This is a genomic window from Cytobacillus sp. Bva_UNVM-123, assembly GCF_046351715.2.
Lineage (GTDB): Bacteria > Bacillota > Bacilli > Bacillales > Cytobacillaceae > Cytobacillus.
On the sequence record NZ_CM177772.1, the window covers coordinates 2,441,057 to 2,467,334 of the forward strand.

26 protein-coding genes, 1 pseudogene and 1 riboswitch are annotated in these 26,278 nt (G+C 36.8%); of the genes and pseudogenes, 22 read left to right on the forward strand and 5 right to left on the reverse strand.

Annotation, left to right across the window (positions count from 1 at the left end):
• Positions 1–166 precede the first annotated feature (166 nt).
• The 3 genes from KDN24_RS12130 to KDN24_RS12140 all read left to right on the forward strand — a co-directional run bounded on the left by KDN24_RS12130 (position 167) and on the right by KDN24_RS12140 (position 2,758).
• Positions 167–1,207: a PP2C family protein-serine/threonine phosphatase gene (locus KDN24_RS12130; protein ID WP_409972702.1), complete on the forward strand. Its 1,041-nt coding sequence runs from the start codon at positions 167–169 to the stop codon at positions 1,205–1,207.
• 25 nt (positions 1,208–1,232) lie between these two features.
• A complete protein-coding gene (locus tag KDN24_RS12135) occupies positions 1,233–1,850 on the forward strand; it encodes an FHA domain-containing protein (RefSeq protein WP_409972703.1) in 618 nt (205 codons plus the stop codon).
• Between the two features lie 119 nt (positions 1,851–1,969).
• Positions 1,970–2,758, forward strand: coding sequence for an HAD family hydrolase (locus KDN24_RS12140; protein ID WP_409972704.1), 789 nt, complete (start codon positions 1,970–1,972; stop codon positions 2,756–2,758).
• 54 nt (positions 2,759–2,812) lie between these two features.
• Here the strand turns inward: KDN24_RS12140 and KDN24_RS12145 are convergent, their stop codons facing one another.
• Positions 2,813–3,031: a hypothetical protein gene (locus KDN24_RS12145; protein ID WP_409972705.1), complete on the reverse strand. Its 219-nt coding sequence runs from the start codon at positions 3,029–3,031 to the stop codon at positions 2,813–2,815.
• Between the two features lie 258 nt (positions 3,032–3,289).
• On the opposite strand from KDN24_RS12145, the gene KDN24_RS12150 reads away from it, so the two are divergent.
• From KDN24_RS12150 to KDN24_RS12160, 3 genes are all read left to right on the forward strand, one after another.
• The gene (locus KDN24_RS12150; protein ID WP_409972706.1) at positions 3,290–4,081 is read left to right on the forward strand and encodes a GNAT family N-acetyltransferase; all 792 of its coding nucleotides are present in this window, start codon (positions 3,290–3,292) and stop codon (positions 4,079–4,081) included.
• A gap of 270 nt (positions 4,082–4,351) precedes the next feature.
• On the forward strand, positions 4,352–4,660 hold the full coding sequence (locus KDN24_RS12155) for a MazG nucleotide pyrophosphohydrolase domain-containing protein (RefSeq protein WP_409972707.1): 309 nt from the start codon (positions 4,352–4,354) through the stop codon (positions 4,658–4,660).
• A gap of 195 nt (positions 4,661–4,855) precedes the next feature.
• A complete protein-coding gene (locus tag KDN24_RS12160; RefSeq protein ID WP_491348434.1) occupies positions 4,856–5,614 on the forward strand; it encodes a YggS family pyridoxal phosphate-dependent enzyme in 759 nt (252 codons plus the stop codon).
• Between the two features lie 101 nt (positions 5,615–5,715).
• Here the strand turns inward: KDN24_RS12160 and pdxR are convergent, their stop codons facing one another.
• Both pdxR and KDN24_RS12170 read right to left on the reverse strand, forming a co-directional pair.
• Positions 5,716–7,146 (reverse strand): MocR-like pyridoxine biosynthesis transcription factor PdxR, encoded by a 1,431-nt coding sequence (gene pdxR / locus KDN24_RS12165; protein WP_409972709.1) that lies wholly within the window; start codon positions 7,144–7,146, stop codon positions 5,716–5,718.
• Between the two features lie 194 nt (positions 7,147–7,340).
• A complete protein-coding gene (locus tag KDN24_RS12170) occupies positions 7,341–8,105 on the reverse strand; it encodes an alpha/beta fold hydrolase (protein WP_409972710.1) in 765 nt (254 codons plus the stop codon).
• 203 nt (positions 8,106–8,308) lie between these two features.
• Between KDN24_RS12170 and KDN24_RS12175 the strand changes: the two genes are divergently transcribed.
• From KDN24_RS12175 to KDN24_RS12185, 3 genes are all read left to right on the forward strand, one after another.
• Positions 8,309–9,523 carry a helix-turn-helix domain-containing protein gene (locus tag KDN24_RS12175; protein WP_409972711.1) on the forward strand — a complete coding sequence of 405 codons (1,215 nt, stop codon included), beginning with the start codon at positions 8,309–8,311 and terminating at the stop codon, positions 9,521–9,523.
• Between the two features lie 183 nt (positions 9,524–9,706).
• Complete coding sequence (locus KDN24_RS12180) at positions 9,707–10,528, forward strand: aminoglycoside adenylyltransferase domain-containing protein (protein WP_409972712.1); 822 nt, start codon at positions 9,707–9,709, stop codon at positions 10,526–10,528.
• A gap of 236 nt (positions 10,529–10,764) precedes the next feature.
• Entirely contained in the window at positions 10,765–11,067 is a 303-nt protein-coding gene (locus KDN24_RS12185) for a hypothetical protein (RefSeq protein WP_409972713.1), read from the forward strand.
• Between the two features lie 488 nt (positions 11,068–11,555).
• Here the strand turns inward: KDN24_RS12185 and KDN24_RS12190 are convergent, their stop codons facing one another.
• Positions 11,556–11,864, reverse strand: coding sequence for a hypothetical protein (locus KDN24_RS12190; protein WP_409972714.1), 309 nt, complete (start codon positions 11,862–11,864; stop codon positions 11,556–11,558).
• Between the two features lie 459 nt (positions 11,865–12,323).
• On the opposite strand from KDN24_RS12190, the pseudogene KDN24_RS12195 reads away from it, so the two are divergent.
• The 13 genes and pseudogenes from KDN24_RS12195 to KDN24_RS12255 all read left to right on the forward strand — a co-directional run.
• A pseudogene (locus KDN24_RS12195) lies at positions 12,324–12,557 on the forward strand (DUF1259 domain-containing protein); the annotation flags it as partial.
• Positions 12,558–12,685: 128 nt separating this feature from the next.
• A complete protein-coding gene (locus KDN24_RS12200; protein ID WP_409972715.1) occupies positions 12,686–13,312 on the forward strand; it encodes a class I SAM-dependent methyltransferase in 627 nt (208 codons plus the stop codon).
• 116 nt (positions 13,313–13,428) lie between these two features.
• Positions 13,429–13,863, forward strand: a complete 435-nt coding sequence (gene aac(6') / locus KDN24_RS12205) for an aminoglycoside 6'-N-acetyltransferase (RefSeq protein WP_409972716.1) — start codon at positions 13,429–13,431, stop codon at positions 13,861–13,863.
• Positions 13,864–14,092: 229 nt separating this feature from the next.
• On the forward strand, positions 14,093–14,872 hold the full coding sequence (locus KDN24_RS12210) for an alpha/beta fold hydrolase (protein WP_409972717.1): 780 nt from the start codon (positions 14,093–14,095) through the stop codon (positions 14,870–14,872).
• A 267-nt stretch (positions 14,873–15,139) separates the two neighbouring features.
• A riboswitch (cobalamin riboswitch) is annotated at positions 15,140–15,336 on the forward strand.
• Between the two features lie 171 nt (positions 15,337–15,507).
• A complete protein-coding gene (locus KDN24_RS12215; protein WP_409972718.1) occupies positions 15,508–15,741 on the forward strand; it encodes a hypothetical protein in 234 nt (77 codons plus the stop codon).
• On the forward strand, positions 15,726–16,838 hold the full coding sequence (mmgD, locus tag KDN24_RS12220) for a citrate synthase (RefSeq protein ID WP_409972719.1): 1,113 nt from the start codon (positions 15,726–15,728) through the stop codon (positions 16,836–16,838). Before KDN24_RS12215 ends, mmgD begins: the two co-directional genes overlap by 16 nt.
• 51 nt (positions 16,839–16,889) lie before the next feature.
• The gene (gene prpD / locus KDN24_RS12225; protein WP_491348435.1) at positions 16,890–18,326 is read left to right on the forward strand and encodes a 2-methylcitrate dehydratase; all 1,437 of its coding nucleotides are present in this window, start codon (positions 16,890–16,892) and stop codon (positions 18,324–18,326) included.
• 15 nt (positions 18,327–18,341) lie between these two features.
• A complete protein-coding gene (gene prpB, locus KDN24_RS12230) occupies positions 18,342–19,259 on the forward strand; it encodes a methylisocitrate lyase (RefSeq protein ID WP_409972721.1) in 918 nt (305 codons plus the stop codon).
• 187 nt (positions 19,260–19,446) lie between these two features.
• On the forward strand, positions 19,447–21,165 hold the full coding sequence (locus tag KDN24_RS12235) for an acyl-CoA dehydrogenase FadE (RefSeq protein WP_409972722.1): 1,719 nt from the start codon (positions 19,447–19,449) through the stop codon (positions 21,163–21,165).
• 15 nt (positions 21,166–21,180) lie between these two features.
• A complete protein-coding gene (locus tag KDN24_RS12240; RefSeq protein ID WP_409972723.1) occupies positions 21,181–22,083 on the forward strand; it encodes an NAD(P)-dependent oxidoreductase in 903 nt (300 codons plus the stop codon).
• Between the two features lie 52 nt (positions 22,084–22,135).
• Entirely contained in the window at positions 22,136–23,593 is a 1,458-nt protein-coding gene (locus KDN24_RS12245; RefSeq protein WP_409972724.1) for a CoA-acylating methylmalonate-semialdehyde dehydrogenase, read from the forward strand.
• A 26-nt stretch (positions 23,594–23,619) separates the two neighbouring features.
• A complete protein-coding gene (locus KDN24_RS12250; RefSeq protein WP_409972725.1) occupies positions 23,620–24,405 on the forward strand; it encodes an enoyl-CoA hydratase-related protein in 786 nt (261 codons plus the stop codon).
• Between the two features lie 14 nt (positions 24,406–24,419).
• Positions 24,420–25,481 carry an enoyl-CoA hydratase/isomerase family protein gene (locus tag KDN24_RS12255; RefSeq protein ID WP_409972726.1) on the forward strand — a complete coding sequence of 354 codons (1,062 nt, stop codon included), beginning with the start codon at positions 24,420–24,422 and terminating at the stop codon, positions 25,479–25,481.
• Between the two features lie 93 nt (positions 25,482–25,574).
• Here KDN24_RS12255 and KDN24_RS12260 read toward each other — a convergent pair whose 3' ends face one another.
• Positions 25,575–26,225 (reverse strand): glycoside hydrolase domain-containing protein, encoded by a 651-nt coding sequence (locus tag KDN24_RS12260; protein ID WP_491348436.1) that lies wholly within the window; start codon positions 26,223–26,225, stop codon positions 25,575–25,577.
• Positions 26,226–26,278: the final 53 nt, after the last annotated feature.

Below are 26,278 nucleotides of genomic sequence, written 5' to 3' on the forward strand. Positions count from 1 at the left end.
ACAGAATACTTTATTTATAAACAAGCAATTTTATGATATTTAGTCATACATATATGACTAGAGGTTTACAATAAACCATAACATGCCACTCACTTATTTACATGTCAAAATACAGTCCTCTTTCGTTCATCATATGATTTTGCCAAAGTAGAAGGGGTGAAACATCATGTCATATGCATATACAGCAAGTTTTTGCTTTCTACTTCTCCTAATGTCGATTACGATTTTTGCACCGTTAGTAATGATTCAAATAAAAGGCTCCATCAATATGAATAAAATTGAAACCATGCTTCATACTTTATCTTTATGGGAATCCTTACTTATCTTTACTTTTATAATCTTTATTTCTATGTTCATCTATCAGAAAGTGTCTAAGCAAAAAATAACAAAAAATGATCTTAGCCATTCACATGTTACGAATAAATCCAAACCTATTGAAAATTCAAAAAGAAGAATTGTAACTGGAAATGCACAGCATATTGGTTGGCGATTAGAACAACAAGATACTGTTGGATTCTCTAACCTACATGATGAAGCTTTCATTTATCAATTCGGGGCATTAGCAGTTTTAGCTGACGGAATAGGGCATCTTTTGCGTGGCAAAGACGTAAGTCAAATAGCTGTTCAAACTTTTATTGAGCACTATCTTCATACCCCATACATCCATACTATCCCAGAAAAACTAGCATCTTCTGTTGAAGCGGCAAATGATGCCGTGCTTCATTTTGCAAGAGAAAATGGTCTGGAAGGACGTGTTGGAACAACGATTGCGGCTGCTGTTGTGTATAAAGCGAATTTATATTGGTTATCTGTGGGAGATAGTCGAATATATTTATGTCAAGAAAGTTCGATTACACAATTAACAACCGATCATATTTATGCGAAGGAGTTGGATGAGAAAGCAGCGAATGGGAGCATCACGTTTGAAGAAGCAATAAATGATCCGCAAAGAGAAAATATAGTTAGTTATCTAGGGATAGAGCGATTAGAAGAGATTGATATTTCGCTAGAACCTATTCACTTAAATAAGGGAGAGTCGATACTTCTTTGTAGTGACGGACTTTATCAATCAATCACAATCGATGAGATCTTGATGACTTTCCGCTCTTTTCCAACACAAGATGCTGCAGAAAGATTAATCGAAATAGCGTTAAGTAAACAAAAGCCAAACCAAGATAACGTAACAGCTGTTATTTTTTCTATTTGAATTTCAAGAAAAGAGGGAAGGAATCATGCATTGTTTTTTTAAGAGTAGAAGTAGTTTCATTGTAAAATTATTCATAGCTTTCCTTTCAGTAATTTTATTTTTTCATTATAGTAATGTTACAAATGCAGAAACCAAATCCATTGATAAAGGGAATATAATTGATAACGATTTAAATTTGTTCCTATGGATATTTGAACTTTCTGGAATCGGAGCATTATTGTTACTATTCATTTCAATTTCATTAATAATTGTAATTAAGAAGAAAAAAGCCAACAAAAATTCATCCATAAGTGAAGAAGCAACTGTATATCATTATCCAAATCCAATTTTAATCGGGCTTTCTGGCTATTTTATTGGACAAACGATACAGATAGATCGAAACTATGTAAATATTGGTCGAGATGTTTTGCAATGTCAACTCGTATTTCCAACTTCAAACGAAGAAATTAGCCGTCGGCATTGTACAATTCATTTTAATACAATCAGTAAAACATTTGCCATTGAGGATTTCTCCGTAAATGGAACATTTCTCCAAACAGGTGAACGGATTCCACAAGGAAAAGTGGTTCAGCTGCATGCAAGGGATCGATTTTATTTAGGATCAAAGGAAAATATGTTTGAAGTTAATTGGGAAAAGAAATAAATTTACAGTTTGTTAAAGTAAATGTATAGCATGCTTTCATAAAATTATTTATTTTCATATAATTGTAGTTTAATATGATAAACTACAACTATATAATTGCAGAAAAAGAGAGGTTCACAATGATTAAAGCTATTTTTTTCGATTTAGATGACACATTATTATGGGATCAAAAAAGTGTAAAAGAAGCTTTTGTTGCAACATGTAACTATGCACAAGCAAAATATGGAGTGAACCCAGATCAGTTAGAGGCAACCGTTCGTGAAGCGGCTAGAAATCTTTATACATCTTATGATACATACGCCTTTACACAAATGATTGGTATTAATCCTTTTGAAGGGCTGTGGGGAGATTTTTTAGATGCTCAAGATGATTTTCAAAAAATGAGGGATATTGTGCCACTATACAGGCGGAATGCTTGGACAGCTGGTTTAAAGGCATTAGGGATTGATGATCAGGATTTTGCAGCAGAATTGGCTGATTATTATCCTCAACAACGTCGAAAAATTCAATTTGTATATGAAGATACTTTTGCCGTATTAGATAAATTAAAGGAAAAATATCGGCTGCTATTATTGACAAACGGTTCACCAGATTTGCAAAATACGAAGCTGACAATCACACCTGATCTTGTCCCATACTTTGAGCAAATTGTCATTTCTGGCGACTTCGGAAAAGGGAAGCCTGATCCGACAATTTTTGAGCATTCATTAAACTTGATGGCATTAGAGAAAGAAGAAGTAATCATGGTCGGAGATAATTTATTAACTGATATTTTAGGTGCTAATCGTGCAGGATTAACATCAGTTTGGATTAATCGACATGAAAAAGAACAAAATGAAGTAAAGCCAACATATGAAATAGCCCATCTAGGAGAGCTATTTCACCTATTGGAAAAGTTACATAAATGATAAAAAAACCAAATTTTTCATTTGTTGTATGAAAAATTTGGTTTTTTATGATTGCTACCTTTTTTTCTTTTTTGCATCTTTCACATTTTGTGGAGCTTGTTTAACCTTCTCAAATACGACATGAACTAGAACGGCGTTTTCGTCTTTTGGTTTCACACTTAATACAGTTCCTTTCCGCCCTTTAATCTTTACTGGTTCATCCACCGAAGGAATAGTGCTTCTAAGCTGACTTAATACGACGGTGTTATTTTCTAAAAAATGAACGACTACCATTATAAATACCTCCTTAAAATTTCAAGTAATTTACTCTTAAGAAAAAGTCAATGTCTAATAAATAGAATATTAGGTAATCAAAAATTTTAGACCAAATTGAAATCTAGTAATTTTTGTTTGCCTATATAAGCAACATGTCCATGGAGGAAAAATTACACTAAATTTACAAATTCCCGATAAACGATCCTTTTCGTTTAGAGTTTTTATTGTATAATGGTGAGAACTATCATTCGGACCATGTTGTAAGGAGAGAGAAATATGATAAGAAGACTAAATAAAAGTGATCATGAGGTGTGCTTTAATTTATTGAAAACAAATAGTGCTGAAAATTTATTTATCATTGGTGATATTGAGGCATACGGATATGAACAGGAGTTCCAAAAAATTTGGGGTGAGTTTAATGAGAATGGAGAACTAATAGCAGTTTTGTTAAAGTACGAAGAAAATTATATTCCATTTGCTATAGAGCCTTTTGATGCAAAAGGATTTGCTGAAATTATGTCTAATGACCCTGATTTTAAGATGATGTCTGGACTAAGGGAGATTACTGAAAAAATTGAGCCACATGTAAGTATACAATATAAAAGAAAAAGACAGACGTATTATGCGAAGTGTACTAGCTTAAAAACAACTGATAATGTCGATTGTTCAAATGTACAACAAGCTGTTCCTCACGATGCAGAAGCACTTGTTGAATTGCTAAATTCAATTCCAGAGTTTAGTGACTCAACCATTACTGTAGAAAGAAAACGTCGAGGATTAAAAGATGGAACTTCCCGTTCATTTTATATAATGGAAGACGGGAAAATGGTATCAACTGCTTCAACAACAGCAGAAAATTCTTTATCTGCAATGGTTGTAGGGGTCGCTTCATTAGAAAACTATAAGAAAAAGGGACTTGCAACTAAGTGCATGCTTAAGCTTTGCAATCAACTTCTACTAGAAGGAAAAGAACTATGTTTGTTTTATGATAATCCTGAAGCTGGTGTAATTTATAAGCGTATTGGTTTTGAAGACATTGGATTCTGGATGATGTATACATATAAATAAAATTCTATGAATTAGTTAAAGTCTAATTTCACGCTTATAAAAGTGAGAAATTAGACTTTTTAATTTCTTTATAATGATAAATTTGGATTATTTAATGCTAGATTACGATATGAAGTTATTAACAGCTTCTTAGAATAGGAGTTATTTTTGGATTGGAATAAATCTTAAGTTTGGATAGTGTAAGTCTATTCTCTCACTGCTATACTCACATTAATATTTCTACGGAATGCAATTCTACATTATACTAAAGAGCAAGTCGAGGAGAAACCAATGGATATTTCAAGTATGCAAAAATATGTCAAACAGTTTAGTGAAGAAAAGGGATTTAATGTCAATACAATCCAGACTCGAACACTATATTTAATGACTGAAGTTGGAGAACTGGCAAAAGAAATATTAAGCATTTCTTTCAATCCAACAGAGGAAAAAGTCCAACAAGTTAAGGAAAATATAGGTTTGGAAATGTACGATGTCATTTACAACGTATTAGATCTTGCCAACCAAATGGAAATAGAGTTGGAAGAAGCATGTCGGAAAAAAATAGAGATCAATAAGCATAGAATATGGTATGAAAGATAAACGAACACCAGCATAACGACGAGCCGGTAATCTTGGTTATAAGATTACCGGCTCTTTCATGACTTCTAAAGAATTAGAGTTAATTATGGACTGGTAAAAGTGAAGTTTTTGGATATTTTTTAAAATCCATAATACGTTATGATTAGGGAGCTCATAAACAAATGAAACAGATAAAGGCCAGAAAGGGAGGAAAATATGGACAATTTAGTCGAAGAAAATCTCAAAACTGTGAGGAAACAAATGGAACTAGTTTGCGAAGCTTCAGGACGCAAGAAAGAAGACGTGAAATTATTGTTGGCAACAAAAACGGTACCGCTTGAAAAATTGAAAATGGCGATGAAGGCGGGGGAGACTTTATTTGGGGAAAATAAAGCCCAGGAACTTCGAGATAAATTTCCACTTATGGAGCAATACAATCAAGTAGATTGGCACTTTATCGGCCATCTGCAAACAAATAAAGTGAAGCATGTTGTCAAATATGTCACGCTCATTCATTCAGTGGACCGTTTAAAATTGGGGCAAGCATTACATGATCAACTTGTAAAGATGAATAAATCCATGGATATTCTTGTCCAAATCAATACGTCCTACGAAGAAAGTAAATTTGGTGCTTCACCAGAAACGGCACTAAAATTGGTGGAACAATTGTCCAAGTTCGAAACATTAAATGTGAAAGGATTAATGACAATTGGAAAATTGAATGCTACAAATGACGAGACTAGACATTGCTTCCAACTATTGAAATCTATTCAAAAACAAATTATTGCGCAAAAGTTTCCGCGTGTAGAAATGGATATTCTCTCAATGGGAATGTCTGGTGATTTTCAAGTGGCTATCGAAGAAGGAGCGACTATCATCCGCGTAGGAACAAATGTTTTCGGCCAACGTTATTTGCCGAATGGTCATTACTGGGATGAAAAAGCGGTCAAGGACGAACAGGTGAAAGGCAGGTAAACAAAAATGAATAGAAAATAGAAAAGTAGGTGGTTTAAGTCCCGTGTATAGGAATAGTAGATTTCCATCGGAATGCGAGTAGTTTTGCGGAGTAGCTCATATTATAAAAGCATCTCCGCAAGACGACAAATACCTTCTTCAATAGCTGTTTCATCAACTTTAGCAAAGCCAAGAACCCATCCTTTTCGTTCGCTATTCATACAATAAGCACTTAGCGGATAAACTCGAATTCCTCTTTTGAGCGCTTCGAACGTCACAGCTTCTTCATCAAACGATTCTTCAGCTTCTAGAAGCATATGCAAGCCCGTTTCTATGCCACTTAGTTTGAAACGTTTTCCTAGTCCAGTATCGTTGATAGTCTTTGTCATAGCTTCGTGTCTGTGGCGATATATATTTCTTAGTCTTCTCATATGGCGCATAAAATGACCATGTTCGATAAAGTGAGCAAGCGTCAATTGCTCCATAATTGGAAGATGGCGATAGGTCAATTCATGTACTTGGACAAGTTGGCGAATGGCCGCCTTCGGACCAACAATTGCCGATATTCGAATCCCAGGAGCAACCATTTTGGAAAAACTTATCATATACAATGTATTTTGGGGTTGTTGGCTAAACAAGGTTGGAAGTGGACCACCACGATATCTAAATTCGCCATCATAATCGTCCTCAACAATCCAAAATTGATGCTGCGCAGCCATGTGTAATAATTGTTGTCTGCGTGGTTCTGACATAACGACTCCAATTGCACATTGATGCGAAGGAGTAACAAAGGCAAGTTTGGATTGTGAATGAATGTGCTCAACTAGCAGTCCATACTCATCGACAGGGACAGGAACAACATTCATGCGCCGATATTTCATCGTCATCCAAGCAGCAGGAAAGCCAGGATCTTCAACAGAAACCGTTTCTCCTTCATATAATAGTGCTTGAGCGATTAAATCTATACTATGCTGTGCTCCTGATGTTAATAGGATTTGGTCGATATCCACGTGAATGCCCCGCTCAAATTTGAGGTAACGTTGAATCTGTTCACGCAACGGCACGAAGCCATAAGCATTACCGTAACCCCAACTGGTCAGGTCTGCTTTAACTGAAGCCTGTAGAAATGATTGTTTCCAATTTTTTCGAAAATGCTCGTCCACATACGGCTCATGTGGAGAGAAATCGATTTCGATGTTTTGATTTTCTTTCCCTCTTAACCAACTGTGTAACTGGTCGACTTCAGCGTTTAGCAATGGTAATTCTGGTGTAGACTTTCCCCTAGATCTCATTTCCTCTGAATTGCTGGTATTATAGCCCCATTCACTTACCCTAGTCCCCCCTCGTCTATTTGTCACAGTGTATCCACGACTGAATAATTCTTCATAAACAATTTGTATCGTTGAGCGAGAGACACCGACTAACAAAGCAAGCTCGCGAGATGGAGGGAGAAGCTCACCTGGTGGCCATTTCCCTGTCGTAATATTATGGATTGCTTGATCAAGTAATTGCTGCCATATCGAAGATTTGTCGTCTCTGTTTACTTTTAGCATTCCATTCACTCCAATGAATTTATGTTTAAAATATGGATTGTTCAAATATACATAAAAATGTGATTTACCATACTCCATTAATTGATAAACTATCATAATTATGGTTACATTTGCAATTTAAATAATAGAACAAAAGGGAGCGTTGAACTTGAAAAGTTTGACGATCCCTTTTGTAGTATGATGAAAAAAGTATGTTATTTTATATTCTGTATATTCTTTACTATATTTAACATATTCTTAATTATCCCAATCACAACCTGTGGTTGATCAAGATGTATTAAATGCCCAGCATCATTGACAATAATATGTTGTTTATTCGTTGATAAATCACTAAGTTCTCCTTGAAATCTCATCCAAGCAGCCATCGATTGCTCTGTATGAAAAGGTTGTTGACCACCTGTAACCACGATTAAAGGAATATCTCCAAGTGATGTAGACATACGGACTTGTTCCAAACTTTCTTCAACCTCATTTAGTGTTCCTTCCAGAGTAAACTGATTATAATACGATTCCTGAACTTCTTTCGTAAATAAAGAGGGTAATATTTTATTTTGATCTTCATGAGCCGAGTCTAAGAGGATTACTCCTACAACATCCTCTGGATATGTACTTGCAAATAATCGAGTATTCAATCCTCCTAAAGAGTGACCCACTAATACATATGGAGGTTTTACACCAGCTTTTTTTAGCAATATACGTAAATTCTCTACACTTTGTTGACTATGGCGTGGTCTGTCATCCATTCCACTTTTACCAATACCTGCTCTATCATAAATAAACATTTTTGAGAACTTTGAAACTTCATCTTTTATCGGATCCCAGTTCTCTAAATTGACGCCATAGCCAGAATCAAAAACGAGAGTAGGGCCTTCATGATTTTCTCCTAACATTTCATAGTACAATTCGATACCACCTATATCTAGTTTTTGTCCTTTTTTATTTTCAATAAATTCACCCATATGCAACCCTCCATTTTTTATAATTATGTGAAAAGGAAAGTTCGCCTTCCAATGAAGAATGAACGATCAAACCTCTCATCTGAAAATTTCAAGTTTTAAAAAGTTCAATTTAATTGAACTCATCTTAACATGTATTGATTTTATTCTCAAGCTAAAGTTTAATATAATTGAACTATTACTTTGGTTAACAAAGGATGTTGAAAATGAATGAATTAGGAAAGAGAATAAAAAAGTTGAGAATAGAAAGAGGATTGACTATTGTAGAACTAGCTGATAATAGGATGTCAAAAAGTATGTTAAGTATGATCGAAAATGGGCGTGCGAATCCTTCGATGGATAGTTTGAAATTTATTGCGCATCAGTTAGGCTGTGATCCGCAATATTTACTAGGAAACGCTATATCAGATGAACAAAAGTCCTTGTTTAATAAATTGGAAAAAGCGTTTGAAGAACATAATGAGGAAGAAATCATTCATTTAACACAGGGTATTTTTGATCAACAGTTTCCGATTTCTTTTGAAGCAGCAAGGATTTTGGAGATCTCTGGAAGGACATTTATAAATTTCGATCAGAAACGTGGAAAATTATTAATAGAACGGGCAATAACCATTTATGAACGACTATCCCTCTATAGCCATTGCGTGGCAGCTAAAGTATTTTTAGTTGAATTCCGTGCAAAAGAAGGAAAGTACACTGATGCGCTGAAAATGTTACAAAATGTGAGAAAAGAATATGGTGAAAAAGCAACAGTGTTTGATATGCTCGTGGAAATAGAAACGAACTTCGTTGAAATGGTCATACTCTTCGGGATAGGTGACTATGAATTAGGAAAGAGAAAACTCAATCAATTAATTGAAATTTCAAAGCGTAAAATGGTTTTTTATAAAATGGATAATATTTACCGGATTGCAGCGTTCCAAGCCCTTCTATACAACAACGAAAATGATTATACCTATTTTATTAAGAAGTCTGAGCAGTTTGCGATTTTTACTGATAATGATCGCTCCTTGGCTTTTACACTGTTGCTTCAAGCTCATTATTACAATCAAATACCTAAAGATTATGAACAAGCCCTTTTTCATTTAGATAAGTTTGCTAACTTAGTAAAAGGGAATGTTGGCACCGATTATTACTATCTAGAAAAAGGGAAAGCACTAATAGGAAAAGGACAAGTGGAAGAAGCACTTGAAGAATTTGTGCAATTCAAGATGCCAAATAATATTAATTACCCACTTGAACTATGCATTCTTTATACTGCTGAAGCATATAGGGCGAATTGTCTTTTGCAGCTAGGGAAAGCAGAAGAAGCACTATTTTATGCTGAGAGAGCAGCTAGTCAGATCGATTCATTACCAAAAACACCATATCAGGATTTTATTAAACATACTTTAAAATTAGTACACAGCAAAATAAAATAGTTTACGAAGGTATACAGCAAGCATAATCAGATCCTTATCTTCCACAACAGGGCGCAATTCAGCAGCAAGAATCACGCTCTTTCTTTATTATAAGAGCCAGATTATGTAATAACAGAAATGATAACATGTTTCTATAGCATTAATCGATTGAAACAATAGTCTTTCTTTGAAAGGAGAAATTAAATGAATGTAAAAGTCCCTATTGTCGTCCAAAAAATTCTTAGTGAGTATATGGCAATATTTAATACACAAATTCCCAATACCCTGGAAGGTCTATATTTACATGGTTCAATTGCCCTTAATGCTTATCATAATGGCTCAAGCGATATTGATTTCATTGCATTTGTAAACCGTCATTTAACGGATAGAGAGGTAAAAATATTATCCAAAATTCATAAACAATTAAATAATAAATATAAAAAAACAGGAATGGACGGATGCTATCTTCATTGGGAAGACATAGGTAAGAAAAAGACAGAAACAAAAAAGTGTTTATACGTAAACGAAGGCAAGGTAGGTAGGAGTAATCATGTTATTAATCCGATTACATGGTGGATTCTAAGAGACAAAGGGATCAGCATTATTGGTCCGGAGATAAGTTCATTTCACTTTGAAGTTGATGAAACGGATCTAGTGGAGTATGTACTAAACAATATGAACACCTATTGGGTGAATCGTTTAAACACAATTGAAAGATTTAAAAGAATAGTACTTTTATTACCAAACAAACTAGTGGATTGGGAAGTACAATGGATTATTACTGGAATATTACGTCAATTCTATACACTTAGAGAACATGAAATCATTTCAAAAGTAGATGCATGTAAATACGCTATAAACTATATGCCAGAAAGTTGGCATAACATCACTAAAGAAGCGATAAGTATTCGAGAAGGATTAAACATACGTTACTGTGATTCCAAGAAACAAAGGGTTCATGACACAATACAATGTATGAACTACATTATTGATTATTGTAATAATATGTATAAAACTCAAGCTTAATAAAGACAAGTTAATTAATAGATAAATTTTTATTCAATTAAAAGTTTTTCGAGGAAAAAAAGAAATTAGATAATTTATATACATTTGGGAATAAAAAATGTAATAGCCGAGATAGAACAATTTTAAGTAGTGTGTTCTACGTTCATTCGGATATTTTTCTGCAATCAAGCGCTATTCTTTAGCATGAATGATAAGATAAGTAAAATTCATACAAACGTAAATGGAGGTGAGAGGCATTGTTAAGGGTCCTTTTAGAGTTAATTCGAATTATAGTCATTTTTGTTTTTTTCTATGGAATTTTAGGTTCCCTTTTATATAATGTATACTCAAAAATTGGCATTACTATTGAAAAATATGGCTGGCTGGGTTATATAGCAATTCTGCTTTTATTTATTCTTCTGTATAGGAATAAATTGCAGTTCAGCGGTTGGTATACCGGTAAAGGTAGAGAAAAACTTCCTAAAAAAGTATCAATAATCCTTGTTTCAATTTCAATCTTATTATTGGTGTTACCAATGATTTTAAATTTCTTAAGCTAAACGCGGGTAGTGTTCGTCTATCAAGCTATGTATTTAACTGACCAATTAAAAAAGGAATTAAATGTTGAATTACCAGAAGACTTAGCAAATTTATTAAATGAAACAAATGGTGTTTTCGATAATTGGAATTGCCCTTTGATTTGGTCTACTTCTCAAATGGAATCACGAGGATGATAGTCGGAAATGGGTTGCGGCTACATTAAAACATTTTATTAAAGAATGGATTACTGGTAAGATTAGTGTTTAAACACGAACTCTATTACTTGGCACTAGTATAAAAAGTAAGGTACTTTTATGTAAGTAGATGGGAGGTAGATAAAGCGCATGCTGTTAAGAGCGTCAGTGATTGGAATGGGAGGACATCCTCTCCTCGGATTTGATTCGAAAACATGTGACAAGATTTACGAGATAGATTCAAAAGGAAAAAAGTCTTACTTTATTTTAGTGAAGGTGGGATCATCATACCATCCCACCTTTTTGTTCAATTATTAACGACGACGGCGACGTCTTCTTCTTTCTTCTTCAAGATCTATATTTATGTTTAAATCTTGATCTTGGTCATTTTCCTGATCTTGTTCTGCTCTCACTTTAGCATTACTACGGCTATTAAGATTGATATCAACCCTAGAATTACCTGAATTCGTAATATTAGCACGTGCAACGTTTGTATTTTTATCGGTATTTCGAACATCTGCCTCTGCTTCTGTGTTCGTTCTATTTCTTATCTCCGATTCAAAATCTGTATCAAAATCCACATTTACATTTGTATTTCTATTTCTATTATTTCTTCTTGACATATTTATCGACTCCTTCGTTACTGAAGTTTTTGAAAGCATTTCTAGCTTTAAATTCAGATATACATTATCTTTGTGTCTGTTTGGTATCAATAATTACCTTTATAAATCCAATCCTTTTCCTGTTTTCTCTCGCTTAGATGTCTCCTCCTTCTTAATTGTATTTTTCTTTTAAGCCATAAAACTCTCTTTTTAGTTTCCACAGTAATACAGTATTCCTTTCGTATTCATGTTGTATAGACTAATCCCATAGATACGTTTATTTTTTTCACCTTTTTGTTTAAAAAAGCATTTCGGAGTAAACACTCTCATTGCAAAATTCGAAAGAAAAAAATAATTTACTTGCTCCTAAACCCTTGTCCATTTCACATTCCTAAAAAATTCATATTTCTATTATGAAGGAGGTAACTCTTTTTTTATGGGTACCCTTCGATACGAATATAGAAAGATAAGGGTTGCATAATGAATTGGGAAAATCGAAGAAGCTTATGTCAGGAATTTGCCAGAATTCTTGGGGGTGCGGGGAGTTTAGATGAGAATGGTGTATGTCTAGTACAAAAATTCCGTACATTGGATTTTACGATTCTTGGGCGACCAAGTAAATCTCCATTAGTTATTCCACAATTTTTTTCGTTTGAAGATGTTGATCGAAACGGCAGGGCATTAAATTTAGGTGAAACGGTGCTATTACAACAGGTTTTAAAGTTTACAAAATGATATCGACCAAATATAGTTTTAATTAGAATTACATCTTTAAGAAAATATTAACGTTAAACAATATAGCATCCCAATTCAAGCAAAACACAAAGGAGATAGAAAATTTTATGGAATTCTGGGAATCAAGTTTTATAGAAAAACAAACGATGTGGGGATTTGAAGCTACAGACTCCGCAATTATAACAAAAGACTTTTTTCTTAAAAGGAATGTTAAGGAAATTCTAGTACCAGGTATTGGATATGGTAGAAATGCAAAAGTTTTCATTGACAGTGGAATAAATGTTACAGGAATTGAAATTTCCAAAACAGCAATTGATTTGTCGAGGCAAAATGGTCTTGATATGAACATTTTTCATGGTTCAGTAACTGATATGCCTTTTGATAATAAACTCTATGACGGTATTTTCTGCTATGCACTTATTCACTTATTGAATAATCGTGAGAGAGCTAAGTTTATTAAAGATTGCTATAATCAGTTAAAGCCTAATGGATATATGATATTTACAACTGTTTCAAAAAAAGCTCCCATGTTTGGTAAGGGCAAACAATTGGATGAAAACTATTTCGAGATAATGGAAGGCGTAAAAATGTTCTTTTTTGATTCTGACACTATAAAACAAGAATTTGGAAAATATGGTCTAGTAGAGTTTTCAGAAATGGACGAGCCAAGTAAGGACATGAAAAATAAGCCTCCAATAAATTTTATAATGGTAAAATGTAAGAAAGAATTATAAGGAATCATACAGATTTAGTTTAATAAGAATAAAGTGATTTTTAGGAGAACTTCATACTATAGGTTTCCCATTAAAAAAATGCAAAAGAAGAATTGAAGAGATTCGGAGGTTTTTTTATGCTAAAAGAGGCTACGTTACAAGATTCAAAAGAAGCTGCACACCTAGCTTTATTACTTTGGCCTGATCACACGTTAGAGGAATTTATTCAAGAAATGACACATCTTATAGCCCAGCCAGATGCGAAGGTTTTTTTAGCTTTTCATGACAACGAAACGGTTGGGTTTGCGCAATGCCAACTTCGATATGATTATGTTGAAGGGACAAGCTCAAGTCCAGCAGGATATTTAGAGGGACTTTATGTAAAAGAGGACTTTCGTAAACAAGGCTTAGCTAAGAAATTAGTGAATGCTTGTGAGAATTGGGCTAAGAATAGAGGATGTCATGAATTTGCTAGTGACTGTGAATTAGATAATGAAGAAAGCTTAGCAGTGCATCTTAATTTGGGATTTAGTGAAGTAAACCGTATTATTTGTTTTAAAAAAGACTTATAGGATTGACGAAATTTTGGATCTGATACGATTGAAAAAAACGAATAACACTTTCGGCAATCAGGCGTGATTCTACAGCAAGAATGACGCTCTTTTTTATGTTAAAGGACAAGAAATTTCAATAAACACCATCCTTTTCACTTCTCTAGCCTACAACTGGAATAGGTACTCATCTTTGTTATTCAAAATGAATATGTATTGTTGAAACCATATTAACTAGGGAGGAATCTTCATGGGATACTTTGTGAATATAGAGCCAGGTGTTAATTTATATGTAGAAGATGTTAACCAGGGGGGAAATAAGACCATCGTATTTTTACATGGCTGGCCGCTAAGCCATAAACAGTTTGAATATCAGTTTAATGTTCTTCCTGCTATGGGCTATCGTTGTATTGGTATAGACTGGAGGGGCTTTGGCAAATCGGATAAACCAATGGGAGGCTATACTTTTAATAGACTTGCAGATGATATTCGCACAGTTGTTGGTACACTTCAAATAAACAATTTTACACTTGTAGGTCACTCAACCGGTGGGGCTATCGCAATTCGATATATGTCTCGTCACAACGGTTTTGGTGTATCAAAGCTTGTTCTTATTGATGCTGCTGCTCCAACTGGATTTACCGCAGAAGTCGCTCATCACTTTCTTAAAGAAACTTTAAATGACCGGCCCAAAATGATGCAGGACGTAACAGATGGATTTTTCTTTCAATATATAACTAAACCATTTTCAGACTGGTTTTTACAAATGGGATTACAAGCAGCAAGTTGGTCGACAGCTGCTATTATAACCACATTAAGAGATGAAAAGCTACATGCGGATCTTCCAAAAATTAATGTCCCTACTTTAATCACTCACGGTATTCATGACAAAGTTATTCCATATGCACAGGCTAAGGAACTAAATGAAAACATAAAAAATTCACAGCTTGTTCCGTTTCAATATAGTGGTCATGGCCTTTTTTGGGAAGAACGTGAGAAGTTTAACCAACTAATAACGCAATTTATTTAGTGAAACAATGGCTCTTTTTCCAATGTGTTATGGATGAAATAAGAGATAGAATTAAGAGATTTAGTGAAATTGAGGAATAACATAATTTTGTAATCTATGAAAAAGGGTTTTGTCTGCAACTGAAGCACCTCTCGTATATTGAAAAATATTTGTGCCAACTCTATTGTCGTACTCCAACGAAGGGTAAATTAGTCAGGCTTTCTTCTACTTAATCTTATAAAATTATTGTAAATTTTCCGAAAAATTGATATGTTTAATATGTAAAATTAAATAGGTGTAGAAACAGGTGAAGTAAAATTATGTGTTTTACCTCTTAAAAGGGAAGTCGGTTAGAGTCCGGCGCTGTCCCGCAACTGTAATTGGGAGCAATTCGAAAATGCCACTGTTTCCTGTAAAACGGAAATGGGAAGGATCGAAAAGCGATGATCATAAGCCAGGAGACCTGCCTGTTTTAGCAAACATCAATACCTACGCGGATAGGGGGTGTTAAGTGCGGAATAGTGGAGCATGTTTTCTATTTTATAATAGACATGTTTATTTAGGTATTCGTTCGTAACTTAACAACTTCTTTAGGAAGTTGTTTTTTTATTGGACTAATTTTTATGAAGACCTCATTTTGGAGGAGGACAGCTTTGTTGGGATCAGTAAACGACTTTATTAATTCTTTTAAAACGTGCATTATGGATAATTACAATTTAGCCGAATCTTGTACAATTCAAGAAAAATATGCGCAGCTAGTAAGAGAAATAACAGACCGTAAAGAGGGACTAGAAGAAACAAAAATTCTTATGCAAAATGTTGAAAAGGCTTACATGATCATAAAACAGGATCTATTTGGAGGAGAGGAAGAAGAATGGAGACTGAAATAAACTATTTTCCGGGACTTGAAGGGGTTGTGGCGTCAGAAACGAACATATCTTTTCTAGATACTGTTGCTAGCCAGATCATTATTAAAGGGTACGACCTTATCCAATTATCCCAAACGAAAGAGTATCTGGACATTGTCCATCTTTTGCTTGAAGACGAATTGCCACTTGATACAGAAAAGGCCTCGACTGCAGAAATACTTAAAAGTGAATATGAAATCCCTGAAGAGATATTAAATGTTTTTAAATTACTTCCTAAAGAAACGCATCCAATGGACGGACTTCGGACAGGGATATCCTCAATTGCAGGCTTTGATGTCCAAATTGATGACCGTTCTATTTCTGCTAATAAAAATCGTGCATATGGGTTGTTAGGAAAAGTCCCTAATATTGTGGCCAATAGCTACCGCATTATTAATGGCAAAGAACCGATTGAGCCACTCAATGAATTATCCTACAGTGCCAACTTTTTTTATATGCTAACAGGGAGAAAGCCTTCTCCAATGGAAGAGAAAATATTTGACCTTTCGCTCGTTTTATACAGTGAGCATGAAATGCCCAACTCAACTTTCACAGCCAGAGTGATCGCTTCAACACAATCCGATTTGTATGGTGCCCTGACTGGTGCAGTTGCATCTTTAAAAGGAAATTTGCATGGCGGAGCGAATGAAGCAGTCATGTATATGTTAAATGAGGCAAAGACAGTTGCAGGCTACGAAAAAATGCTAGAGAAAAAACTACTGAATAAAGAAAAAATTATGGGATTCGGACACCGTGTATACATGAAGAAGATGGACCCTAGAGCACTTATGATGAAAGAAGCGCTCAAGCAGCTTTCGGATATGAAAGGGGATGACCTTCTTCTACGAATGTGTGAAGCTGGGGAGAAAATGATGGAACGGGAGAAAGTGCTCTACCCGAACCTGGATTATTACGCGGCACCTGTTTACTGGATGCTTGGCATTGAGATTCCTTTATATACACCTATTTTCTTCAGTTCCAGAACAGTTGGATTATGTGCTCACGTCATAGAGCAACATGCCAATAATCGACTTTACCGGCCGCGTGTGCACTATACTGGAGCTCGTCCAGCCAATTAAAGTAATAGAGAATTATTTATTCTACAAAGCTGAAAAGAAAGGAAGATCCAAATGAATAAGACGAAGGAACAGACGAAAGTAGATGTATTACTGCAGGAAATTGCCGATTATGTGCTCGATAAAGAAATCACAAGCTCTGAAGCGTTTGAGACAGCGCGCTATGTATTGCTCGATACCCTTGGGTGCGGAATCCTTGCATTAAACTATCCTGAATGTACAAAGTTACTTGGACCGATTGTACCTGGGACAACCGTTGAAAATGGCTGTCGGGTGCCAGGGACGTCGTATGTGCTGGATCCAGTCCGTGGAGCCTTTAATATTGGCTGTATGGTTCGTTGGCTAGATTTTAATGATACATGGCTAGCTGCAGAATGGGGTCATCCTTCAGATAATCTTGGCGGCATATTAGCGGTAGCAGATTATTTAAGTCGTGTACACTTAGCAGAAGGGAAAGAGCCTTTAACTGTCCGTGAAGTATTAGAGATGATGATCAAAGCACATGAAATTCAAGGTGTACTGGCACTTGAAAACAGCTTGAACCGTGTCGGACTGGACCACGTGTTATTTGTCAAAATTGCTACTACTGCGGTTGTTGCAAAAATGCTGGGTGGAACACGTAAGGAGATCATCAATGCATTATCCAACGCTTGGATAGACAATTCCAGCCTTCGCACGTATCGACATGCGCCAAATACCGGATCACGAAAGTCATGGGCTGCGGGGGATGCGACAAGCAGAGGAGTCCATCTGGCTATGATGGCCCTTAAAGGAGAAATGGGCTATCCACAAGCCCTATCAGCTCCAGGATGGGGCTTCCAGGATGTTTTGTTCAAGCAGAAGGAACTGAAACTTGGCCGAAAGCTTGATTCCTACGTAATGGAAAATGTGCTATTCAAAGTATCTTATCCGGCAGAATTTCATGCCCAAACGGCAGCAGAATGTGCGATTAAGCTGCATCCGCAGATGAAGGACCAACTTGATGAGATTGATTGCATTACCATTGAAACCCATGAATCAGCAATCCGAATTATCGATAAAAAAGGCCCTCTTCATAATCCAGCTGATCGTGACCACTGCTTGCAGTATATTACAGCGATCGGCCTGATCAAAGGAGATATCAAAGCAGAGCATTATGAAAAAGAAACGGCATCAGATCCGCTAATTGACAGTTTAAGAGAAAAGATGATAGTCGTTGAAAACAAGCAATATAGCTTTGATTACCTCGATCCGAGCAAGCGCTCAATCGCTAATGCGGTTCAGGTGCATTTTAAAGATGGGACTTCTACTGAAAAAATTGAATGCGAATATCCATTGGGACACCGCTTCCGCAGAGAAGAAGCCATTCCAAAAATTATTGATAAGTTCTCTAGCAACCTGAAAACTCATTATCCGAGCAAGCATCAAGGAAAAATTGAAGCAGTCTGCTTTGAGCAGGAAACCCTTGAAAAAATGCAAGTAAATCAATTTGTAGAGTTGTTTTTGCTCTAAAAGGAGGACCTTTAGATGGCTTGGATTGTCGATCAGGCGGCGACTCAAAAAGAGCTCGCCAATCAATTTCGTAAACTTATTTCATCCAAAGACATTTTGCAAATACCGGGAGCTCATGATGCGATGGCGGCACTTGTCGCAAAAAAGGCAGGTTTTTCTGCCCTGTATTTATCTGGTGCCGCGTATACAGCAAGCAGAGGACTTCCAGACTTAGGAATTGTCACATCAACTGAAATGGCTGATAGGGCGAGAGATTTAGTGCGTGCGACGAATTTGCCTGTATTGGTTGATATTGATACTGGTTTTGGCGGCGTTCTTAATGTAGCGCGTACGGCAAGGGAAATGGCTGAAGCTAATGTTGCTGCCGTTCAAATTGAAGACCAACAACTGCCAAAGAAGTGTGGACATTTGAATGGAAAGCAGCTAGTTTCAATTGAAGAAATGGTACAGAAAATTAAAATTATCAAAGAAACAGCGCCGACCCTGTTTGTTGTGGCACGTACAGATGCCCGGTCAGTAGAAGGGCTGGAAGCGTCTTTAGCGAGAGCATCTGCCTACATTGCCGCAGGAGCAGATGTTATTTTTCCAGAAGCATTACAGTCTGAGGATGAATTCAAATTATTTACAGAAAAATTAACAGTGCCAGTACTTGCTAATATGACTGAATTCGGGAAAACACCTTATTATGCGGTAGAGGAATTTGCAGAGATGGGGATCCAAATGGTGATCTATCCTGTCACCTCCCTTAGAGTTGCTGCTAAGGCGTATGAAAATATTTTTAAGGTGATAAAGGAGAATGGCACACAGAAAGATAGTCTTCCATCTATGCAAACGAGAAAGGAATTGTATGAAACAATTTCCTATTATAAATTTGAGGATTTAGATAGTAAGATGGCCAAAACCGTCTTGCCCGAAGAAGAAATAAAGGGATAATGCCCCTTATGGGAGAAAAGGGAATGCCCTTTTCTTCCCTCAATGACTAGCACAACTTGAATAGCACAAAAGAAGGCGATCACATGTATCATCAGCAAAATAGCAAACTAGATACGAAAGGAAGATCGTCTTTACTTGTTCTAAGTTAGACTGAGAACGATAAATTTGCCATGCAGGGAGGTTAGGTATGGAAAAAGCAGAGTGCAAGTTTACGAATAAAACTTCTTTACAACACGTTGATTGGATAGATAAACTCTTTACACCTGAAGACTTTCATTTTGAGGAAGTGCTCATTGCTAAAACGGCGGAGCTGTTCATTAAGCAGGATGTCTCCCCTAAAATCACAGCCATTGAGAAGCACCAGTATGAAGCAACTCGAAAATTATTTGAGAAAGCAGGCGAACTGGGTCTACTTTCCATTGAGGTACCAGAAGTTTACGGAGGGTTTGACCTCAATAAAAAAATTTCGGGGCTTGTTGCAGAAAGAATGGGTTTTGGCGGCTCATTTAGTGTCTCCTTTAATATTCATGTTGGAGTCGGAACTTTGCCTTATGTGTATTTTGGGGACGAGAAGCAGAAACAAGAATATCTGCCAAAGCTGGCCTCAGGAGAATGGGTAGGAGCTTATGCCCTTACGGAATCAGATGCAGGTTCAGATGCGCTTCGTCCAAAAACAAGTGCTATTTTAAATGAGGATGAAGTGGCTTGGGTGTTAAACGGAGAAAAGCAATGGATTACGAATGCTCATCTAGCTGATGTCTTTGTCGTCTTTGCCAAAACAGGGGAGGGAATGACAGCATTCATTGTAGAACGTTCTTTTAAGGGTGTGTCTGTTGGACCAGAAGAGGAGAAGATGGGCATTCAAGGATCTTCGACAGCGACTCTCATTTTAGAGGACGTAGTGGTTCCAAAGCAAAATGTGCTTGGAGAAATTGGGAAAGGCCATAAGGTTGCGATGAATATCCTAAATATGGCGCGCCTTAAACTAGCTTTTTCAAATATCGGGACATCAAAACAAGCTCTGCAACTAGCATTAGATTACGGGAAGGAACGAAAACAATTCGACAATTTATTAGTCAATTTCACGATGATTCAGGAAAAGCTGGCCAATATGGCCGTTGCGATTTATGGTGCTGAAAGTGCCGCCTATCGCACAGCAGGGGAATTGGATGATGTTATTGATTCAGCAGATAATAAGGAACATATGATAAAAGGAATATCGGACTTCGCTTTGGAGTGTGCACTAAATAAAGTTAATTGCTCGGAAATACTGGGGAAAATTGTTGATGAAGCGGTTCAAATTCATGGCGGATATGGATACATGCAGGATTATGAAGTAGAACGATTATACCGTGATGCAAGAATTAGCCGCATTTTTGAAGGAACAAATGAAATTAACCGATTAACGATTGCGAAAATCCTCTTAAAGAGATATTCACAAGATGCATTCCAAGGTAGTTTTCATATGAAGTGCAAGCGATCAGAAAGAAATCATCAATACTTTAAGCTATCTAGGCATTTAGTAAACATATCTTTGAAAGCGATTTCAAATTCGGGTATAAATTTGGAACTTGAGCAGGAATACATGCGTCTTCTGGCTGATATGGCAAAGGATATCTATGTGATGGAATCTGCTTTATTGAGAACGGAAAAGGCCAGCAAAAAGAATGGTATAGAAAATGAAAAGATGAAGCTTTTGATGACAGATGTATTGTGTGAAGAAGGCTACCGCCAAGTGGAGGAATCTGCAATTGAATTCATTTCAGCTGCTGAAGCAGATGAACAAAAGCGAAAAACTCGGATAAATGAAATCAATAACCTGGACATTCCGATTTATCAGAATCTCTTAATGAAAAAAAGAGAGATTGCAAAATATATGATAAACAATCCGAAGTCAATGAAATGAAAGGAGTGAAATAGGATGAAAAAAAATATCGGTTTTATTGGTCTGGGGAATATGGGTTTTCCCATGTCCAAGAACCTACTTCAGGCGGGCTTCACCGTTTATGGGTTAGATCTAAATAAAAAAGCAGAAGCTAATTTTGAAAGTTTAGGGGGCATTATTGGCATTTCCTCTTCAAATCTAGTGAGTCTTTGTGACACCATTTTCACGAGCCTACCATCTACCCATGCAGTCGAAGCGATTTATTTTGGAAAAGAGGGACTGCTTGAAAACAGTCAGCCAGGCACCATGTTAATTGATACAAGTACCGTTGCCCCCGAAGTTAATCAAAAAATTGAGGAGGCTGCAATGAATAAAGGGATGCACTTCTTAGCGGCTCCTGTCAGCGGAGGGGTAATAGGGGCAGAGAATAAAACCTTAACCTTTATGGTAGGCGGCTCAAAAGCAGCATTCAAACGTTCATTGCCGCTGTTTAATGTCCTTGGAGAAAACATTTTTCATGTGAATGAAAGCATTGAGAGTGGTACCGTTGTAAAACTGATAAACAATCTGCTGATTGGATTTTATACAGTTGGGGTCGGTGAAGCACTGAACCTAGCTAAAAAAAGCAATCTTGATTTGGAAAAATTATTCGATATGTTAAATGTTAGCTATGGTCAAAGCCGAATCTATGAAAGAAATTATAAGAGTTTCATAGCAAGTGATAACTATGAACCGGGTTTTGCCTTAAAGCTATTACGAAAAGATTTAGGATTTGCTTTAGATCTTGCTGAAAAAAAACAACTGGATTTACCAATCAGTAAAGTCCTGTTTGGTTTGTATGAAGAGGCGGAAAAGAGTGGTCTTGGGGAAAAGGATATGGCGATTGTTTACAAAAAAATCAGTGAACAAAAGACATCTACCTCAGGTTTTAACGGGTAGTAAGACCCCTACTGATTGAGTTTCACTTTATTAGAAAAAGGAGATAGGGAATATGATTAAGACTAATATTCGAAAAATTCAGAATCACATTAATGGTGAATGGGTAAATTCGTCTAGTTCAGAAATAGAATCTGTACCAAATCCGGCTAACGAAGAAATTATTGCATATGTCCCTTTATCCAGTAAAGAAGATGTTGACCTTGCTGTACAGGCAGCTGAGCAGGCTTATTCACAGTGGGCTGAAACGCCAGTCCCAAACCGTTCACGCTTATTATATAAATATTTGCAGCTTTTGCAGGAAGAAAAAGAAAATCTTGCTCACATCATTACAATGGAAAACGGCAAGACATTAAAGGATGCCCGTGGAGAGGTACAGCGAGGAATTGAAGTCGTGGAGCTTGCGACCTCGACGCCAAATCTAATGATGGGAGAAGCGCTGCCAAATATTGCGGATGGTATTGATGGATCTATTTGGCGTTATCCGCTTGGAGTTGTTGCAGGCATTACGCCATTTAATTTTCCGTTGATGGTACCGCTATGGATGTTCCCCCTTGCAATTGCTTGCGGAAACACTTTTGTCCTAAAAGCATCGGAGAGAACTCCAATTTTAGCAGGTAAGCTTGTGGAGCTTTTCTATAAGTCTGGTTTTCCTAAAGGTGTTCTAAATTTAGTACATGGCAGCAAAGACGTAGTTAATCGATTGCTCGAACATCCTGAAATCAAAGCCATCTCCTTTGTAGGTTCAGAGCCTGTTGCAAGACATGTTTACAAAACAGGCACCGCTTATGGGAAGAGGGTTCAGGCTCTAGCGGGTGCGAAAAATCATGCCGTTGTGATGGCTGACTGCAATCTGGAAAAAACTGTGCAAGGTGTAATCGGGGCAGCATTCGGCAGCAGTGGTGAACGCTGTATGGCTTGTTCGGTCGTGGCAGTAGTGGAAGGAATTGCGGATGAATTTATCGAAACTCTTGTCAAGGAAACCCGCAAATTAAAAGTGGGGGATGGGCTTTCTGAAGAAAACTTTGTTGGACCCTTAATCCGTGATGTCCATAAGAGCCGAGTCTTGCAATACATTGCTAGTGGTGTAACAGAAGGTGCATCTTTATTGGTGGATGGAAGGGACACTCAAACAGATGAAGTGGGTTATTATGTTGGAGCAACGATCTTTGACCATGTAAAGCCGGATATGAAAATTTGGCAAGATGAAATATTTGCACCTGTACTAAGTGTGGTAAGAGTCAAAAATCTGGAAGAAGGCATCAAGCTTACGAATCAATCTAGATATGCAAATGGAGCAGTGATCTATACGGAGAGCGGTAAAAATGCTCAGACTTTCCGTGAGAAAATTGATGCGGGCATGATCGGTGTCAATGTAAATGTTCCAGCTCCAATGGCCTTTTTCTCCTTTGCAGGGAATAAAGCTTCATTCTTCGGTGATCTTGGAGCAAATGGAAAAGATGGCGTCCAGTTTTACACACGTAAAAAAGTCGTGACAGAACGTTGGTTTTAATATCTACGAATAGGAGGGTAAGGCATATGACAGATACATTTGCAAATGTTAAAAAAGAAGGTTCAATCTCGATCGTCAATATAGATAATCCCCCAGCAAATACTTTATCATCAGAATGTATTAATAATCTGCGTTCTATTTTTCAGGAGCTGGCGGAAGACGAGGAGACAAGCGCCATTATCCTTACCGGTTCCGGCAGATTTTTTGTAGCTGGAGCCGATATTAAGGAATTTGTTTCTTCTTTCGGACAGCAGGAGAAAGCATTGAAAATGGCTGAAGCAGGGCAGGCAATTTGTAATGAAATTGAAGAAATGAAAAAGCCAGTTATAGCGGCAATTAATGGTCCTGCCCTTGGTGGAGGACTGGAACTTGCATTGGGCTGTCATTTCAGGATTGCATCAAATAAAGCAATTCTCGGCTTGCCGGAATTAAAGCTTGGCCTGCTTCCAACTTTCGGAGGCACACAGCGGCTTAGCAGAATCACAAATACAGCAACTGCATTAAACTTAATATTAACAAGTAAACAATTAAGCCCAGACGAGGCACTGAATTTGGGCATTATTCAAATGATTACGGAACCGGATGATCTTCTGCCGACGGCAAAAGCTATTGCTCAATCATTTATTGAGGGAAAAAGTATGACAAGTATTTCACGCACAATCGAATGCGTGATAAAGGGAACGAAAGAAGATCTTCAGGCAGGACTTGAAAGGGAACGGGTGCGATTTGCCGAATTGTTTTTAACAGAAGATGCAAAAGAAGGAGTTCAGGCATTCATTGAAAAAAGACAGCCGGAATTTAAACATGTATAAGGGAGGAATTCAGCTTGGAGAATGAAGTATTATTTTCGGTCACTGATGGCGGAACGGCATTTATTACGCTTAATCGCCCAAAAGCCTTAAATTCTCTTTCTTACGAGATGCTGAAGCCGATTGGCGCGAAATTAAAAGAATGGGAAGCCGATGATCAAATCAATGTCATTGTCTTAAAAGGAGAAGGAAAGAAAGGATTTTGTGCAGGAGGTGATATTAAAACGCTTTATAAAGCCCGTTCCAGCCAGGAAGCATTAGAAAAAGCCGAAATCTTTTTTGAAGTGGAGTATGAAGTTGACATGGCGATTTATTCATACTCAAAACCAATTATTGCCTGCCTGGATGGCATTGTCATGGGAGGTGGAGTAGGTCTGACTTATGGAGCTAGATATCGGATCGTTACTGAACGTACGAAATGGGCTATGCCGGAAATGAACATCGGATTCTTTCCGGATGTTGGAGCAGCCTATTTCTTAAATAAAGCACCGGGATTTGTTGGACGCTACTTAGCATTAACAGCAACGGTCATCCCGTTTGCGGATGTCCTGTTTGCGAATGCTGCAGATCGTTACATGGATAGTGGAAAGCTGTCTGAATTCCTCACACGCATAGAACAGACAGAATGGCATGGGCAAGATGTAAATGTGGCCTTAGTCCAGCTAATCGATAAATATGCAACTCGTTCATCAGAAAATGGGCAACTTGCTACCCTTCAAACCGATATTGATAAACATTTTTCTTATAGCTCTATGGAAGGTATCCTCGCATCATTAGAGAAGGATCCGAGCGAATTTGCATCAAAAACAAAAGAGATTCTTCTATCCAAATCTCCATCATCATTAAAAATTACGTTAAAACAGCTAATCGATGGAGAAGAAAAAACAGCAGAAGAATGTTTTGCCACTGATCTTATCCTCGCGAAGAACTTTCTGAGACATGAAGATTTCTTTGAAGGTGTACGGTCCGTCGTGATTGATAAAGATCGAAATCCTCAGTATATCTATAAAACACTATCCGATTTTTCAAATGAAGAAATGGAGAAGTTTTTTCAGGAAAGCAGTGTTACTTTAAATTGACACCACTATTAAAGACCTTTCTATTTTCAGATAGAAAGGTCTTTAATGTTAATTTCTATGTCATTGGCTAAGTTAAACCAACTTCATAATTTATTACCATAGACTATTTACTAAGCTATTGTTGGCTAAATTAGTATCAATTGGACACTGAGTTACCTTTCTGCTGTATTGACATGCCCATACGTTTCCACCACAATCTGGGGCCTTCGGTTTATAATTTGGTGGATTACGCGGCCCACTAGGTTCCAGCTCTGGTTCGGCACTCCATAATATATTTTGTATTTTTACCTTTTCGTTCACTTTTGCAGCATGACAAAACGCTTTATTAAAACCACCAACAACTGGATCATTGTAAATACCACTTTTATATCCACTTGTAAACATTGCTTCCGTCCAACCTTGTATCCATTCTTCATCAACTTGAAAAAAGCGTTCAACATTCGCAAATAATGGAACACCTTTTGGAATTCCGAGTCTTCGAGCATTAAACACTGCATTATTTGCAGCTATTCTTCCTTGTCTGTATCCTTTTGCCTCTTGAAAATAATTATATATAGGTAATAATTTTATTCCTTTACTTCGAATAAATGAGATTTCCTGCTTTGTTAATCCTTCCGATGCACCAGGAACTCTTACCATGTATCTGCCCCAAAATTTCGGATAGCCAAAATTACGCATAACACATTGAAATAAGTCTTCTGTTACACTCTGAGCGGAGTCAACTCCCCATAGGTAAGTTGCCAATTTCAATACCTCCCCTATATGTTGTATTGAGTACACCATCATCATCACTTATT